Annotated in this window: 15 protein-coding genes; 1 reads left to right on the top strand and 14 read right to left on the bottom strand. The window is 66.8% G+C overall.

Going from position 1 to position 15325, the window contains the following annotated elements; translation table 11 throughout:
- Positions 1–304 precede the first annotated feature (304 nt).
- From ACTAQI_RS02375 to dxr, 8 genes are all read right to left on the bottom strand, one after another.
- Positions 305–1066: a hypothetical protein gene (locus ACTAQI_RS02375; RefSeq protein WP_457949300.1), complete on the bottom strand. Its 762-nt coding sequence runs from the start codon at positions 1064–1066 to the stop codon at positions 305–307.
- Positions 1067–1106: 40 nt separating this feature from the next.
- Complete coding sequence (locus ACTAQI_RS02370) at positions 1107–1997, bottom strand: GNAT family N-acetyltransferase (RefSeq protein ID WP_457950967.1); 891 nt, start codon at positions 1995–1997, stop codon at positions 1107–1109.
- The gene (gene ispG / locus ACTAQI_RS02365) at positions 1960–3126 is read right to left on the bottom strand and encodes a flavodoxin-dependent (E)-4-hydroxy-3-methylbut-2-enyl-diphosphate synthase (protein ID WP_457949298.1); all 1167 of its coding nucleotides are present in this window, start codon (positions 3124–3126) and stop codon (positions 1960–1962) included. Before ispG ends, ACTAQI_RS02370 begins: the two co-directional genes overlap by 38 nt.
- Before the next feature lie 34 nt (positions 3127–3160).
- Positions 3161–3454: a YciI family protein gene (locus tag ACTAQI_RS02360; RefSeq protein ID WP_457949296.1), complete on the bottom strand. Its 294-nt coding sequence runs from the start codon at positions 3452–3454 to the stop codon at positions 3161–3163.
- 97 nt (positions 3455–3551) lie between these two features.
- Positions 3552–4079 carry a hypothetical protein gene (locus ACTAQI_RS02355; RefSeq protein ID WP_457949294.1) on the bottom strand — a complete coding sequence of 176 codons (528 nt, stop codon included), beginning with the start codon at positions 4077–4079 and terminating at the stop codon, positions 3552–3554.
- A gap of 29 nt (positions 4080–4108) precedes the next feature.
- Positions 4109–4798: a MarR family transcriptional regulator gene (locus tag ACTAQI_RS02350; RefSeq protein ID WP_457949293.1), complete on the bottom strand. Its 690-nt coding sequence runs from the start codon at positions 4796–4798 to the stop codon at positions 4109–4111.
- A gap of 77 nt (positions 4799–4875) precedes the next feature.
- Positions 4876–6207, bottom strand: coding sequence for a M50 family metallopeptidase (locus tag ACTAQI_RS02345; RefSeq protein ID WP_457949291.1), 1332 nt, complete (start codon positions 6205–6207; stop codon positions 4876–4878).
- Between the two features lie 17 nt (positions 6208–6224).
- Positions 6225–7409, bottom strand: a complete 1185-nt coding sequence (dxr, locus tag ACTAQI_RS02340) for a 1-deoxy-D-xylulose-5-phosphate reductoisomerase (protein ID WP_457949289.1) — start codon at positions 7407–7409, stop codon at positions 6225–6227.
- A gap of 93 nt (positions 7410–7502) precedes the next feature.
- On the opposite strand from dxr, the gene ACTAQI_RS02335 reads away from it, so the two are divergent.
- Positions 7503–8972, top strand: a complete 1470-nt coding sequence (locus tag ACTAQI_RS02335; protein WP_457949287.1) for a lipase maturation factor family protein — start codon at positions 7503–7505, stop codon at positions 8970–8972.
- Here ACTAQI_RS02335 and ACTAQI_RS02330 read toward each other — a convergent pair whose 3' ends face one another.
- From ACTAQI_RS02330 to ACTAQI_RS02305, 6 genes are read right to left on the bottom strand one after another with little or no spacing between them, the layout of a single operon-like run.
- A complete protein-coding gene (locus ACTAQI_RS02330; RefSeq protein ID WP_457949286.1) occupies positions 8973–9812 on the bottom strand; it encodes an HpcH/HpaI aldolase/citrate lyase family protein in 840 nt (279 codons plus the stop codon).
- Between the two features lie 4 nt (positions 9813–9816).
- Positions 9817–10353, bottom strand: coding sequence for a MaoC family dehydratase (locus tag ACTAQI_RS02325; protein ID WP_457949285.1), 537 nt, complete (start codon positions 10351–10353; stop codon positions 9817–9819).
- A complete protein-coding gene (locus ACTAQI_RS02320; RefSeq protein ID WP_457949284.1) occupies positions 10350–11132 on the bottom strand; it encodes a CoA transferase subunit B in 783 nt (260 codons plus the stop codon). The genes ACTAQI_RS02325 and ACTAQI_RS02320 overlap by 4 nt, the downstream gene beginning before the upstream one ends.
- The gene (locus ACTAQI_RS02315; protein WP_457949283.1) at positions 11129–11932 is read right to left on the bottom strand and encodes a CoA transferase subunit A; all 804 of its coding nucleotides are present in this window, start codon (positions 11930–11932) and stop codon (positions 11129–11131) included. The genes ACTAQI_RS02320 and ACTAQI_RS02315 overlap by 4 nt, the downstream gene beginning before the upstream one ends.
- A 35-nt stretch (positions 11933–11967) precedes the next feature.
- Positions 11968–13131 carry an acyl-CoA dehydrogenase family protein gene (locus ACTAQI_RS02310; protein WP_457949282.1) on the bottom strand — a complete coding sequence of 388 codons (1164 nt, stop codon included), beginning with the start codon at positions 13129–13131 and terminating at the stop codon, positions 11968–11970.
- A 2-nt stretch (positions 13132–13133) separates the two neighbouring features.
- A complete protein-coding gene (locus ACTAQI_RS02305) occupies positions 13134–15320 on the bottom strand; it encodes an acetyl/propionyl/methylcrotonyl-CoA carboxylase subunit alpha (RefSeq protein ID WP_457949281.1) in 2187 nt (728 codons plus the stop codon).
- Positions 15321–15325 lie beyond the last annotated feature (5 nt).

Genomic DNA, 15325 nt, shown 5'->3' with positions numbered 1-15325 from the left:
GTCTGGGTACTAATCTACCGGCACACGCCCGGCGGCACCGACTGGGCGTCGCAGGCAGCCACCACGGACCGTGCCCGGACACAGTAGGGCCACGCCCGGGAATACAAAGCCCCTGGCCCCCCAATAGGGCTGGTCATCGCATCCGGGCGTGGCCCAACGCCGTTATCGCCTAAGTACTGGTGAGGACTGGTGAGACCGCCCACCCCACTTCCAGCGCAGCTAGATCGAACTTATGTGATCGCGCACACGTTTGACAAGTGTTTTGACTTTGGGAATTCGTTTGCCCGTGGTACTTGACACCGGGTCACTTCACCAGGGCGGCGGCCGAGTCCAGGAGCGCACCTGCCCGCCGGACGGCGTCGGCCTCGCTTTCGCCGCCGGACGCAACGGAGGTTAGCACCACGCCCTGCTGGACCGCCTGGGCTGTGACGGTGGACTGGGTACGGCCATCCGGCAACGCACTGTCGGTGCGGTAGGCAACGGTACCGGGCAGTCCACCCACCCCTTCCACGGGCTTGACGGTGACCGCGATCTGCATGCCGGAGGCGGTCATGGTCATGGAGGAGCACTTCGCCAGCTGTTCCGACGGGTCGGCAACTTTGGCGAGGAAGCCCTGATCCAGGCCCGCCACCAGCGACAGTGCCGTGACGGCCCCGGTACCGGCATCGGTGCTCATGCCCATCGCCATCGCGGCGCCATCCACCGAGGGGACTGTGCTTGCGGCAGCGAGTTCCTTGCACTCCGCCGGCGTGACGTCGATGGAGGCGATCATGGCTTTGGTCTGCTCCAGTGTGCTGGCGATGTCACCGCTTGGCAGGACGGAAAGCCTTCGGTCGGCCGCGTCCCGCACCTGGCCCACGATGGCAGCGAGCTCTCCGGCCGTGTAGGCCTTGGCGGTTGGCGTGGGCGTTGCTGTTGGAGTGGGGGTCGCCGCAGGCGTTTCGGACGCTCCTGCTCTTGCAGGGGTGGAATCTGCGGCCTGCGGCGAGGACGGCCCCCCGCAGGCGGCGACTGTTATGGCCAATAGGGCCGATGCCCCGACAGTTCCCAGCACGGACGTCTTCACTTTTCCCCCAATATTCAGCTGGCCCGCCAGCTGCTGCCGGCTAGAAAAGAACTGTAGCGAACGTCCCCACCTGGCGGAAGCCAACGCGCTCGTAGGTGGACCTGGCCCTGGTGTTGAAGCCGTTCACGTAGAGGCTGGTCACCGGTGCGATCTGCTGGGCCTTTTCCACTACTGCCGACATGTAGCCGGCGCTCAATCCCTGGCCGCGGAAGATCGGGTTCATCCAGACACCCTGGACCTGGGTGACGTCGTCGGTGACTGCCCCAAGCTCGGCCTTGAACACCACCTCCCCCGCGTCGCTGAGGTGGACCATGGAGTGTCCCTGCCGGATGAGGCCCTCGACGCGGCGGCTGTAGAACTCCCTGCCGCCAAGGTAGGGCGAATACCCCACTTCTTCCTCGAACATGGCGGCGCAGGCGGGCAGGATGCGGTCGAAGTCGGCGATGTTCCCCAAGGCCAGGCCGGGATTGGGTTGCACCAGGGGCGGTCCCTCGATGACCATCAGGGGCTGGTCTGCCCGGACCTCGTGGGCACCGTGGCCCAGTTCTGCGAGCTCGGCATGGAGCGCCAGCACCGCGTCCGCCGGACCGAAGGCGGAGGCATACCTGCGGCCGGAGCTGTTTGCAGCCTCCGCTACCAGGGGGGCCAGGGCGGGATCGAGCTGGACCGGAACCAGGTTGGCTCCGGCCCAGCACGCACCAGTGAGGATGCCGTCGTCGAAAACCCCGATGACGCCGGCCCCTCCGCTGGTGGGCGCCGCCGTCCCCGTGGCCCGAAGGTGGGCCAGGATGAACACGTTGGTTACCGGGTCCTGCCGTGCCAGCAACGTCAGCGCGGGAGTGTCCTGACCGTCAAGGGTACGGACGGAAAGCCCGGCAGGGTCTGCCGCGTCCCTACGAGACGCTAACCACGGGGCTACCCTTGACAGCATCTTCGCCATCGGCCTCCCCCATCTCTTCCGCGATACGCATGGCCTCTTCGATCAGTGTCTCAACAATTGCGCTCTCAGGAACAGTCTTGATGACCTGGCCCTTAACGAAGATCTGGCCCTTGCCGTTGCCGGAAGCAACGCCAAGATCAGCCTCACGTGCCTCGCCGGGGCCGTTCACAACGCAGCCCATGACCGCCACGCGCAGCGGGATCTCCATCCCCTCCAGCCCGGCGGTCACTTGTTCTGCCAGAGTGTACACGTCCACCTGGGCGCGGCCGCAGGAAGGGCAGGACACGATTTCCAGCTTGCGGGGCCGCAGGTTCAGCGACTGGAGGATCTGGTTGCCCACCTTGATCTCCTCCACCGGCGGCGCCGAGAGGGACACCCGGATGGTGTCGCCGATACCGCGTGACAGGAGCGCCCCGAAGGCGGTGGCGGACTTGATGGTGCCCTGGAAGGCAGGCCCGGCTTCGGTGACGCCAAGGTGCAGGGGCCAGTCGCCTTTTTCAGCGAGCATTTCGTAGGCGGCCACCATGATCACGGGATCGTTGTGCTTCACGGAGATCTTGAAGTCGTGGAAGCCATGCTCTTCGAAAAGGGATGCTTCCCAGACTGCTGATTCGACCAGCGCCTCGGGGGTGGCCTTGCCGTACTTCTTGAGGATGCCCGGCTCCAGGGAGCCGGCGTTGACGCCGATGCGGATGGAGGTGCCATGGTCCTTGGCGGCGGCAGCGATTTCCTTGACCTGGTCATCGAACTTGCGGATGTTTCCGGGGTTCACGCGCACGGCTGCGCAGCCGGCCTCGATGGCGGCGAAGACGTACTTGGGCTGGAAGTGGATGTCCGCGATGACCGGGATCTGGGATTTCCGGGCGATGATGGGCAGCGCCTCGGCATCGTCAGCGGACGGGCAGGCAACGCGGACAATGTCACAGCCGGACGCCGTGAGCTCGGCGATCTGCTGCAAGGTGGCGTTGATGTCCGTGGTGGGCGTGGTGGTCATGGACTGCACGCTGATGGGGAAATCAGATCCCACGCCTACCGAGCCGACTTTGATCTGGCGCGTCTTGCGGCGCGGGGCAAGGACGGGCGGTGGTGCTGACGGCATTCCCAGGCTGACCGAGGTCACGTGGACTCCTTGAGTTGAAAGGGTAAAAAGGCGGCTACGCGGCAATCCCGGCCAGCAAGCCGGTGACCGGAGACCATTCCGTGATGCGGGTTCCGGCGATCACGCCGGCTTCGGCGAAAGGGTCCTGCTTGAGGATCGAGTTGAGGGCGGCTTCATCTGATGCCTTGAAGATCAGCAGGGCACCCGCGCCGTCGCCGTAGGGGCCGCTGGCCACGATGACGCTGTCCTGTGCCAGGCCGCCCGTCCATTCCCGGTGTGCGGGCCGGACCTCGTTGCGGGTTTCGGTGGAGTTGGCGGCATAAACGTACTCAACGGCAAAAACTGTCATACCGCTACCCTATCGCCAAGACCGGCTTGGTACCGTCCCTGTACCCCACCCAGCGGGAACATCCGTGCACCAAGTGGACCCGCCGCAGGAGAAGGACTCAGTGCAGGAAGAGGACCTTGATTGCGGCAGCCGTTCCGGCCGCCCAGAGCATGGACGTGAGGGTCCCGATGATAAAGCGTTCAGCGGCAACCGGCGTCTCCTTCAGCTCGGCGAACCTGCCAAGGCCCTTGATGGCCACGATGTAAGCGATGGCCACGGGTTGGCCGGTCAGAATGGCAAGGCACACGCCTAGGCGCTCCAGCACACCGATGATGGCTCCGCCGCGCAGGATGCGCTGGCTGGGCAGGGCGGGTCCTTCAGCTGGAGCGTCCGACGCCGGCCCGGCAGGAGGGGCGGTCAGCTCACCGTCCACTGCCTGGTCTGCTGCCCGGCCGGCGGTGCGTGAGGGGTCGTCGACGGTGACGTCAGCCGAGGGGTCGCGTTCCGCCCTTCGGGCTTCCTCCGCTGCCTTGGCAGCGTCTGCTCTGTCGTCAATGGTCCGGGCGAGCTTGAACACCAGCGCGGTGACCGGCCAGCCGGCGAAGCCCGCCACCACCAGCGCCACTGCCACCCAAAGTGCGGTCACCTGTCTCCTTCAATCCGGTCCGCGGGCCCCTACGGGGCCTGGACAACCTGGGAATCGGCAAAACCAAGAAGCATCGAAGCAGCCGGCCTGGCTGCCCATTCTTCCTGCCACCCGGAGCGAAGCACGGTACGGCTCACCGACTGCTCCGAGATTCCGAGTTCAAGCGCCACCTGCTTCTGGCTTCCGTGCCGGCCCTGGCCCTGGCCGCGCGCACCCAGGCGGCGCAGGGCATCCACCACCCGCCACTGGGCCTGCGTACGTTCCTGGACAAGCCGGCCCAGCAACCTGAGCACCGCCTCCGCATTGGCACACGCCTGCGCCCCTTCCCCGGCAGGGACGCCCCTGGCCGCTTCCCCTGCCATGGTGCCCGGCACCACTGACAACGGCACCTGGGACCCGGCGCCCTTGGCAAGCTCAACGGCCTTCCGGGCGGCAACGAAAGCGGTGCCGGCGCCTTCCCGGGGGCTGGCATGCGGCGGGAGGGATACGGTTCCGACGCCGATCCCCACGTACCAGCGTCCGTCGCGGAGCGCGTGCAGGGCAATCTCCACCACGGCGGAGGCATCCCGCACCACCCCTTGGACTTCATCCCCGACGGAACGATCGAAGACAGGCCGTTCGGTTCCCGGGAGTCCAAGGCGTGCAACCTGCGCCAGCAGGGCCGGTACGCGGTCCTGGTCCCCGGTGCTTCCGCGTTGGTCAATAGTCATGACGAACATTGCTCAACCATAGGCGGTTGAGTTCCATCAATCAATCAGATTTGGCTGATTTTTTGAAGTCGTCCGGTATTGGGTGACTAACCGAAGAGGTTGACTGGCTTGACGATGTCCGCGTAGATCAACAGCGCGCTCATGCCCATCAGCAGCGCTGCCACCACGTAGGTGACGGGAAGCAGTTTGGCGATGTCGAAGGCCCCGGGATCCGGACGTCCGCGCAGCTTTGCCATCTGCCGGCGTGCGCCCTCATACAGGGCACCTGCAACGTGGCCGCCGTCCAGCGGCAGGAGCGGGATCAGGTTGAACACCGCAAGCGCAAAGTTCAGGCCGGCCAGCAGGCCCACGAGGGTTGCCACCCGGGACTGCAGCGGTATGGCCTCCATGGCTGCCACCTCGCCGGCAACCCTGCCGACGCCCACCACGCTGATGGGACCGTTGGGGTCTCGCGGCTCTTCGCTGAACGCTGCCTTCGCCACCCCCACCACGCGCGCGGGCAGGTTGAAGACAACGCCGGCCACCTGACGGATGTTCTCCCCTGCCATGGGCAGGACGGACGACGCCGGCTGGGGCACCAGCGCCGTCTGCGCACCGATGCCAAGGAATCCGACGTCCTGGTACTGGAGGTTGCCGGCGGCGTCGGTGGCCTGCCGTCCGTCGGTTCCCATCACTGGCCGGGCCGACAGGACGGGGGTCACGGTGGTGGATACCGGGTTGCCGTCCCGCTGCACCGTGATGGCAACTTCCTTGCCGGCGGAGGCGCGGATCCATTCCGTCAACTGGTCCCACCTGGTGACGGGCTTGCCGTCGAAGGAGGTGATGGTGTCATTGGGCTTCAGCCCGGCCGCGGCGGCGGGCGTCAGCTGGCAGTCGGCGGAATCGGGATCGACGGTTTGTCCTGCGGCCACCTGGCATTTCGAAACATCAGAGATGGTGGTGGTGGCCGTGGCAATGCCAAAACCCATCAGCAGCACGGCGGTAAGCAGCACGCCAAGGATCATGTTCATGGCCGGCCCGCCCAGCATCACGATCACCTTCTTCCAAACCGGCAGCCGGTAGAAGACCCGGTTTTCGTCGCCGGCCCCAACTTCCTCGTGGGCCATGGAGCGGGCTTCGGTGGCCAGCGTCTGGAACATGCCCGTGCTGGAGGGCCGGACCGAGCCGTCCTCCTTGTTGGGCGGGTACATGCCGATCATGGAGACGTAGCCGCCCAGCGGGACGGCCTTCACCCCGTATTCGGTTTCGCCCTTCCGGCGTGACCACAGTGTCGGCCCGAACCCGATCATGTACTTGGTGACGCGGACCTTGAAGAGCTTGGCGGGCACCAGGTGCCCCACTTCGTGGAGCGCAATGGACACGGCGATGCCAAGCGCGACGAAGACGACGCCGAGGATGAAAAGTAGGACAGGGGTCATGGAGGTGCTGCTGCTTCCTAGAGACTGCTGACTGCTAAACGTTCGTGGGCGCGGGCGCGTGCCCACTTTTCAGCATCCAGCACCGATTCCACCGTAAGCCCGGAAGAACCTGAGTGTTCGCTGAGCACGCTGTCCACGGTATCCACGATGTCGGTGAACCGGATCCGGCCGGCATGGAACGCCGTGACCGCCTCCTCATTGGCCGCGTTGAAGACGGCAGGGAAGGTACTCCCCTGCTTTGCGGCGTCCTTGGCCAGACCGACGGCGGGGAAGGCTTCCGTGTCCAGCGGTTCGAAGGTCCACGTGGCAGCCTGGGTCCAGTCACACGGGCTGGCGGCGTTGGGCACGCGGGCCGGCCAGCCAAGCCCCAGGGCGATGGGCAGGCGCATGTCCGGCGGTGAGGCCTGGGCGATGGTGGAGCCGTCCACGAACTGGACCATGGAGTGGACCACGGACTGGGGGTGCACCACGACGTCGATCCGGTCCAGCGGAATATCGAACAGCAGGTGCGCCTCGATAACCTCCAGGCCCTTGTTCACCAGCGTGGCCGAGTTGGTGGTGACCATCACGCCCATGTCCCAGGTGGGGTGGGCCAGGGCCTCCTGCGGGGTGACGCCGTGGAGTTCCTCCCGGCTCCTGCCGCGGAACGGTCCCCCCGAAGCGGTGAGGATGAGTTTGTCCACCTCATTGGCAGTCCCGGAGCGCAGGCACTGGGCAATCGCCGAGTGTTCCGAGTCCACCGGCACGATCTGGCCATCCCTGGCCGCAGCCTTGACCAGGCTGCCGCCCACGATCAGCGACTCCTTGTTGGCAAGGGCCAGGGTGGCGCCGGATTTGAGGGCGGCGAGCGTGGGCGCCAGGCCGATGGAACCGGTGATGCCGTTGAGCACCACGTCCGCTTCCACGGCGGCGATCCGGGCAGAAGCGTCCGGGCCTGCCACGATGTCCGGCCGGTACCCTGGCCGGCCCGCTGCGGCGGCGGCGTCACGGATCAGCGCTTCAAGGCGGCCGGGGTCGCCGCCGGCGATTCCCACCGTTGCCGCGCCGGTGTGGACCGCCTGCCGGGCCAGGAGCTCCAGGTTGCCGCCCCCGGCGCTGAGTGCCACCACCTCGAACAGGTGCGGGGCGCCGTCGACGACGTCAATCGCCTGGGTGCCGATGGAACCGGTGGATCCGAGGAGGACGATTCTGCGTGGCTGCATTGGTTAAGTATCCCGCACCCTTCCGTGCCTGCTTGCGCCCCTGGCCTGCTGCTGCGCCTTGACCCCCGCGTGACCGGGCGTAACGTGGAATGCGTGGACTGGCTGTCGTGGTTTGACGCGCCGGAGTACGAGTTCGCTCGGCAGGTGCTGCAACGGGGTGTCGCGGCGCTGTATTTTGTTGCGTTCCTGTCCACGCTGAACCAGTTCCCAGCCCTGCTCGGCGAGCGCGGCCTCCTCCCGGTGCCGGAGTTCCTTGCCGCGTTCACCCGCTTTCGCCGGCCCACGCTGTTCCGCTGGCGCTACTCCGACAAGCTGCTGCGCGGGGTCTGTGCAGCCGGCCTGGTGGTGTCGGCGTTGCTCGTGGCAGGGCTCCCGCAGGCGGGTCCGCCCTGGGTTCCGCTGATTGCATTCCTGGCCCTGTGGCTGCTGTATATGTCAATCGTGAATGTGGGCCAGACGTTCTACGGGTTCGGCTGGGAAATGCTGCTCCTGGAGGCGGGCTTTACCGTTGGTTTCCTGGGCTCAAACCAGACAGAGCCGCCCCGGACCATCCTGATCCTGGTCGTGTGGCTGGTGTTCCGGCTGGAATTCGGGGCGGGAATGATCAAGATCCGCGGCGGCCGGGAGTGGCGCGATATGACGGCGCTGTACTACCACCACGAGACCCAGCCCATGCCCGGGCCACTGAGCCGGCAGGCGCACCTCCTGCCCAAGCCGCTGCACCGCATCGAGGTGGTAGGCAACCACATTGCCCAACTGGTGGTGCCGTTCCTGCTGTTCGCGCCGCAACCGGTGGCCGGAGTGGCGGCGGGAGTGGTGGTGGTGACCCAGCTGTGGCTGGTGGCGAGCGGCAACTTCGCCTGGTTGAACTGGATGGCGATAGTCCTGGCCTTCGCGGCCATCAGCGATCCCGTGGCTCACGCCGTGATCCCTGCCATCCCGGCGGACTGGAATGCCGCCACGGGAGCCCAGCCGGAGACCCCGGTGTGGTGGCTGGCCATCACCCTGGCGGCGTCCCTCCTGCTGCTGGTGCTGAGCTACTGGCCACTGCGGAACCTCTTCTCCCGCCGGCAGCTGATGAATGCCAGCTTCAACCGGTGGCAGCTGGTCAACGCCTACGGGGCGTTCGGCACCGTCACCAAACAGCGCATCGAGATCGTGGTGGAAGGCACGCTGGACGAGGACCCCGACGACAGTCCGGACTGGCGCGAGTACGGCTTCAAGGGCAAGCCCGGGGACGTACGCCGGGTTCCGCAGCAGTGGGCCCCGTACCACCTGCGGCTGGACTGGCTCATGTGGTTCCTGCCGCTGCGGAGCGTGCACGAGGAATGGTTTTACGCGTTCCTTGCCAAGCTGCTGGCGGCGGACCGGCAGATGCTGCGGCTGCTCCGGCATGACCCGTTCGACGGCGCCGCACCACGCTGGGTGCGCGTGCGCAGTTTCCATTACCGCTTCGCCAGCCGGAAGGAGTTCCGGGAGACAGGGAACCGCTGGGTGCGGACACTGCTGTACGAGCCCATCCCTGCCACATCCCTGCGGCGGCCGGAGGGGCGCCAGCGGTAGCTATGCGTCCACAGCGGCGCGGCGGACGATCTCCTGGGCATGTTTAAGGATGGGGCCGTCGATCATTTTTCCCTGGTACTGGAAAACTCCCGACCCCGCCGAGGCTGCAGCGTCCAGCAAGGCACGGGCTGCCGCCACCTCGTCCTCCGAGGGTGCATAGGCCTTGCGGACCACCGCCGCCTGGCTGGGATGGATGCAGGCCTTGGAGCTGAAGCCCGAGGCAATGGCGTCGGCGGCCTCGGCCGCCAGTCCGTCGAGGTCGGGGATGTTGGTGTAGACCGCGTCCACCGCTTCCTTGCCATGGGCCCGCGCTGCCAGCAGCACTGACGAGCGGGCGTGCAGCGCCACCGCCCGGTAGCCGCCGTCGTCCTTCCGGCTGGAAGTACCACCCAAGCTGGCCAGCAGGTCCTCGGCCCCCCACATCAGGCCCACCACGTTGGGGGCGGCGGCGATGGCCGGTGCGTTGAGCACGCCCGTCGCCGTTTCGCACAGCGCAATTACCTGGTAGCCCTCCAGCGCCTTGAGCTGTTCGGCCGATTCAGCCTTGGCCAGCATCACGGTGCGGTAGGGGGTATGGGCCAGGCAGTGCAGGTCCTTTTCGAAGTCCTCTGTACCTACCGGGTTGACCCTGACAATGGTGCAGCTGGGCTCAAGCTCCGGTTCCACCCCCGTGGTGCCCAGCTGGGCCAGGATGGCACCGCGGGCCCGCTGCTTGTCCGCCGGCGCCACCGCGTCTTCAAGGTCCAGGATTACGGCGTCCGCCCGGGCGGACGCCTTCTGGTAGCGCTCCGGACGGTCGGCGGGGCAGAAAAGCAGGGCGGGGCCCATCACAAAGGTCATGAGACTATTCTCCGATGTTTTGGCCGCGCTGCACCTCCAGGTGCGCCTCCCGGGTCCACATAAGGCAACTCCGGGTTGCCCGTGCCACCACCGTTCCGTCCTGGTTGCGCCCGGTATGTGCCATGGTCACGATGCCCTGCCCCGGGCGTGAGGCCGAAAGCCTCCGGCCGGTGATGACTGTCTCCGTGTACAGCGTGTCCCCGTGGTACAGCGGGTGCGGGAAGGAGACATCGGTCAGGCCGAGCTGGGCGATGATGGTCCCCTGGGTCAGCTGGGTGACGGACTGGCCCACCATGGTGGCAAGGGTGAACATGGAGTTCATCAACCGCTGCCCGAACGGCTGCCCGGCGCTCCAGGCTGCGTCCAGGTGCAGTGCCTGGGTGTTCATGGTCAGGGTGCTGAACAGGACGTTGTCCGTTTCGGTCACCGTCCGGCCGGGGCGGTGGGCATAGACCAGGCCGTCCTCCAGTTCGTCGAAATACAGGCCGCGCTGCTCGATGACCCGCCGGGCGCCGTCGTCCTTTTCGCTGCTGCCGGTCATACGGTGAGTTCCTGGTCTTCCTCGAAGAGCTCCGCGCCGGTGGCTGCCACCACGTCCTCGGCGGAGACATTGGGGGCCAGTTCGCGCAGCACCAGCCGCGGTGACCCGCCGTCCCTGACCACGTCGATGACGGCAAGGTCGGTGATGATCCGGTCCACGCAGCCCTTCCCGGTCAGCGGCAGTGAGCACTCCTGGACGATCTTGGGATTGCCGTTGCGGTCCACGTGCTCCATCATCACGATGACCCGTTTGGCCCCGAACACCAGGTCCATGGCGCCGCCCATGCCTTTGACCATCTTTCCGGGGATCATCCAGTTGGCCAGGTCCCCGTTGGCGGCCACCTCCATGGCCCCAAGGACGGCGACATCCACATGGCCGCCCCGGATCATGCCGAAGGATGTTGCCGAGTCGAAGAACGCCGCTCCCCTGTTGACAGTCACGGTTTCCTTGCCGGCGTTGATCAGGTCCGGATCGATGGCGTCCTCGGCCGGGTAGGGGCCGACGCCGAGGATCCCGTTCTCGGAGTGCAGCACCACTTCCACCCCGGCCGGAATGTAGTTGGGGATCAGGGTGGGCATCCCGATGCCCAGGTTCACGTACTGGCCGTTGCGAAGTTCCCCGGCCACCCGGGCAGCGAGTTCATTGCGCGTCCAGCCTTTCGTTTCGGCGGCGGACGTGGAGTCACCGGCGCCCGCATGCTCCTGGGAACGGGCCCTCCGGTATTCCGGGCGTACAGCTTCGGGGCGCGGCGCTTCAGTGTTGTTGGGATCCATGGTCATGCTCCTGCCTGCTGGCTGCCGCTTGGTATTCCGCTTCCCGTGGGCGGCGCAGTGAGGGCAACCGTCCGCTTTTCGATCCGTTTCTCTCCGTTCCGGGCCAGGACCACCCGCTGGACGAAGATACCGGGGGTATGGATGTGTTCCGGGTCCAGTTCGCCTGGCTCCACGAGTTCCTCCACCTCGGCGATGGTGATTTTTCCTGCCATGGCGCAGAGCGGGTTGAAATTCATGGCCGTGGCGTGGAACACCAGGTTGCCGTGCCGGTCGCCTTTCCAGGCGTGCACCAGCCCGAAGTCCGGTGTGAGCGACTCTTCCAGGACGTAGTCCACTCCGCCGAACGAGCGCACTTCCTTGGGTGCGGAGGCAACCGCGATTCCGCCGTTGGCGTCGTACTTCTGCGGCAGGCCGCCGTCGGACACCTGCGTGCCCACCCCCGCCTTGGTGTAGAACGCCGGGATGCCGGCACCGCCGGCCCGCAGCTTCTCCGCCAGCGTGCCCTGCGGAGTGAGCACCACCTCGAGCTCGCCGGCAAGGTACTGCCGGGCGAACTCCTTGTTCTCGCCCACGTAGGAGCTGATGGTGCGGCGGATGCGGCCGTCGCGGAGCAGGATGCCAAGCCCCCAGTCGTCCACGCCGCAGTTGTTGCTGACGGTTTCCAGTCCGGAGGTGCCGGCGCGGTGCAGGGCGTCGATCAGGGCCACCGGAATTCCGCACAGGCCGAATCCGCCCACCGCCAGCGAGGCGCCGTCCGGGATATCCGCAACCGCTTCGTCAGCGCTGGCAACAACCTTGTCAATCATCAGTGATCCTCTCAGGCCGGCTACGGTCCCAGGTTCTAGAGACCCAGTTCGCGGGCGATCAGCATCAGCTGGACCTCCGTGGTGCCCTCCCCCACTTCAAGGATCTTGGAGTCGCGGTAGTGGCGTGCCACGGTGAACTCGTTGATGAAGCCATAGCCGCCGAATACCTGGGTGGCATCCCGCGCATTGTCCATGGCCGCCTCGCCTGCGACCATCTTAGCGATGGCTGCCTGGGTCTTGAACGGCTTCCCGGCAAGCATCCGGGCGGCGGCGTCGTAGTAGGCAAGCCGGGCCGTGTGGGCCCGCGCTTCCATGCGTGCGATCTTGAACGAGATGGCCTGGTACTTGCCGATTTCGCTGCCGAACGCCCTGCGTTCCCTGGCGTACTTGACGGACAGGTCCACGCAGCCCTGGGCCGCGCCGGTGGCCAGGGCCGCGATCGCGATCCGGCCCTCGTCCAGGATGGACAGGAAGTTCGCATAGCCGCGGCCTTCCGCTCCCAGCAGGTTGGCTTCCGGGACGCGGACGTCCTTCAGCGTCAGGGGGTGCGTGTCCGACGCGTTCCAGCCCACCTTGTTGTACGGCTTTTCCGCCTTGAAACCGGGCGTGTCGGTGGGCACCAGGATGGTGGAGATGTCCTTCCTGACGGTGCCGTCTTCGCGTTCCGTCTGCCCCGTGACGGCCGTGACGGTGACCAGCCGGGTGATGTCGGTTCCGGAGTTGGTGATGAACTCTTTGTTGCCGTTGATCACCCAGCTGCCGTCCTCGCGCCGGGCGGAGGTCTTGGTGCCGCCCGCGTCCGAGCCGGCCTCCGGCTCGGTGAGCCCAAAGCCCGCGAGCGCCTGGCCTGACGCCAGCATCGGCAGCCATTCCTGCTTCTGCGCGTCGGTACCGAAGCGGTACACCGGCATGGCGCCCAGGGACACGCCGGCCTCCAGGGTGATGGCCACGGACTGGTCCACCCTGCCAAGCTGCTCCAGCGCAAGCGCCAGGGCGAAGTAGTCCCCGCCCATTCCGCCGTATTCCTCCGGGAACGGCAGCCCGAACAGGCCCATCTCCGCCATCTGCTTCACCACTTCGTAGGGGAAGCTGTGCTCTTCGTCGTGCTTGGCGGAGACCGGGGCCACCACGTTGTCCGCGAAGTCGCGGACGGTGTCGCTGAGGTCCTGGTATTCCTCGCTGAGTTCAAAACCGGTCATGGTCAGGCTCCTTCGCCTTGCTCTGCAGGTGTGTCTGTGTCTGTAGCTGCGTCTGTGCCTGTGGAGGCGGGTTCCGTACCCGTGGGATGAGGGTGGATGGTGGCCAGGATCTGGTCGGCCTTCACAAGGTCACCGGTACGGGCGGCCAGGTGGACCGTCCCCGCCAGGGGTGCCACCAGGTGGTGCTCCATCTTCATGGCTTCCACGGACACCAGGACCTCCCCGGCCTTGACCGCGTCGCCGTCGCTGACGGGGACGGCCACCACGGTTCCGGGCATCGGCGACCGCACCTCGGGGTCAGCCGCCCCTTCCTGCCGTTGGACGGCGGCCAGCACCCGTTCCAGCCGCGCTTCCCGCGTCAAAACCTGCAGGCTGCAGGACCAGCCGTCGTTGCCAAGGAAGAGTCGGAGTGGCTGCCCGGGCGATACGGCCAGCTGGTACTCCCGGACCGCCTCGCCCAGGGTAAGGATGGCGACGCCGCCATCCGCCCGTCGCAGTGCGGCAGTGCGCTGCGGGCCGCCGTCGACGGCAACCACTGCAATGTCTCTACCGTTGGGACTGCCGCTGACCTGCACGGTTGCCACGCCGCCGTCGGGCGTTCCCAGGCTGACGCGGCGCGGCGCCGGCGCTCCAAGGCGCCAGCCGCTCCTGCCCTGCCATGGGCCGGACCCGGGGGCCGGGCTGCCCTGTGGCTCCAGGCAGAGGGCGTAGAGCGCGGCGGCCACCAGTTCGGAATCACCGGCGTGCCGGAATTCCAGCGCCGGCAGTTTCCGTTCGATCAGTCCGGTGTCCAGGTGCCCTGCGCGGACGTCGGGATCGTTGAGCAGGAGCCGCAGGTATTCGACGTTGGTGTCGATGCCCAGTGCGGTGTAGCCGGACAGCGCCGTGTCCAGGGATGCCAAAGCTGCCCCACGGTCCCCGCCCCAGGCGATCACCTTGGAAATCATGGGGTCGTAGTTCGCGGAGAGCTCCAGTCCTTCCACCAGGGAGGAATCCACCCGGACCCGGCTGTCCGTGCCAGGGGACAGTTCCTCCAGCTGGAGCACGGTCCCGGTGGACGGGAGGAAGTTTTTCTCCGGCACCTCGGCGTAAACCCGCGCCTCCACCGCGTGCCCGGAAAGTTCGACGTCGGCCTGCCGGAGCGTCAGTTCGGCACCGGCGGCGATCCGCACCTGCCATTCCACCAGGTCGACGCCCGTGACCATCTCGGTGACCGGATGTTCCACCTGCAGCCGGGTGTTCATCTCCATGAAGAAAAACTCATCCGGCGAATCGTCCGAGACCAGGAACTCCACGGTCCCGGCCCCCGTGTAGTCGACGCTGCGGGCAGCGTTGCAGGCGGCCTCGCCGATACGCGCGCGCACTTCCGGGCCGTTGGGAAGGCCTTCCAGCAGGGGCGACGGGGCTTCCTCAATAACCTTCTGGTGCCGCCTCTGCAGGGAGCATTCGCGTTCGCCCAGTTGGATGACGTTGCCGTGGGCGTCTGCGAGCACCTGCACCTCGATGTGCCTCGGGGTGGTCACCAGGCGCTCCAGGAACAGGGTGTCGTCGCCGAACGCGGCTGCCGCCACGCGCCGCGCCGTGGCCAGGGCGGCAGGCAGGTCCGCCGCCTTTTCAACGACGTGCATCCCCTTTCCGCCACCACCTGCGGACGGCTTGATCAGGAGGGGAAAGCCGACGGCGGCCGCGGCCTCCGTCAGTTCGCTGTCCGTCAAGCCGGGCCTGGCGATTCCGGGGACGACGGGAACGCCGTACCCTGCCACGTGGTTCTTGGCGCGGATCTTGTCGCCCATGACGTTCAGCGCTTCCACGCCGGGGCCGATGAACGCGATGCCGGCCTTCTCCAGCGCCCGGGCAAAGTCGGCGTTTTCGCTCAGGAAGCCATAGCCGGGGTGGACCGCTTCGGCGCCGCACTGCCGGCATGCTTCGAGGATGGCGTCGATGCTGAGGTAGCTTTCGGTTGCCGCGGCGGGGCCAATCCGGACGGAAGCGTCAGCTTCGCGCACGTGGCGGGCGCCGGCGTCGGCATCGCTGTAAACGGCGACAGAGCGAATTCCCAGGAGGCGCAGTGTACGGATGACCCGGCACGCGATTTCACCGCGGTTGGCCACCAGGACGGTGCTGAAGAGGGCTTTTGCATCCGCCTCTGGGGTCGCAGCCGTGCTGGTGGTGGTTGCGTTGGTCTGCATGGTCA

This window comes from Pseudarthrobacter sp. alpha12b (assembly GCF_054130495.1).
The sequence above is the reverse complement of the archived record's forward strand: the minus strand, read 5'-3'. Positions and strand labels throughout refer to the sequence as shown.

Coding starts and splice junctions, on each gene's coding strand:
- ACTAQI_RS02370 (WP_457950967.1), bottom strand. CDS start 1,997: ATGCTGTCAAGGGTAGCCCCGTGGTTAGCGTCTCGTAGGGACGCGGCA.
- ACTAQI_RS02360 (WP_457949296.1), bottom strand. CDS start 3,454: ATGACAGTTTTTGCCGTTGAGTACGTTTATGCCGCCAACTCCACCGAA.
- ACTAQI_RS02350 (WP_457949293.1), bottom strand. CDS start 4,798: ATGTTCGTCATGACTATTGACCAACGCGGAAGCACCGGGGACCAGGAC.
- ACTAQI_RS02345 (WP_457949291.1), bottom strand. CDS start 6,207: ATGACCCCTGTCCTACTTTTCATCCTCGGCGTCGTCTTCGTCGCGCTT.
- dxr (WP_457949289.1), bottom strand. CDS start 7,409: ATGCAGCCACGCAGAATCGTCCTCCTCGGATCCACCGGTTCCATCGGC.
- ACTAQI_RS02330 (WP_457949286.1), bottom strand. CDS start 9,812: ATGACCTTTGTGATGGGCCCCGCCCTGCTTTTCTGCCCCGCCGACCGT.
- ACTAQI_RS02325 (WP_457949285.1), bottom strand. CDS start 10,353: ATGACCGGCAGCAGCGAAAAGGACGACGGCGCCCGGCGGGTCATCGAG.
- ACTAQI_RS02320 (WP_457949284.1), bottom strand. CDS start 11,132: ATGACCATGGATCCCAACAACACTGAAGCGCCGCGCCCCGAAGCTGTA.
- ACTAQI_RS02315 (WP_457949283.1), bottom strand. CDS start 11,932: ATGATTGACAAGGTTGTTGCCAGCGCTGACGAAGCGGTTGCGGATATC.
- ACTAQI_RS02310 (WP_457949282.1), bottom strand. CDS start 13,131: ATGACCGGTTTTGAACTCAGCGAGGAATACCAGGACCTCAGCGACACC.
- ACTAQI_RS02305 (WP_457949281.1), bottom strand. CDS start 15,320: ATGCAGACCAACGCAACCACCACCAGCACGGCTGCGACCCCAGAGGCG.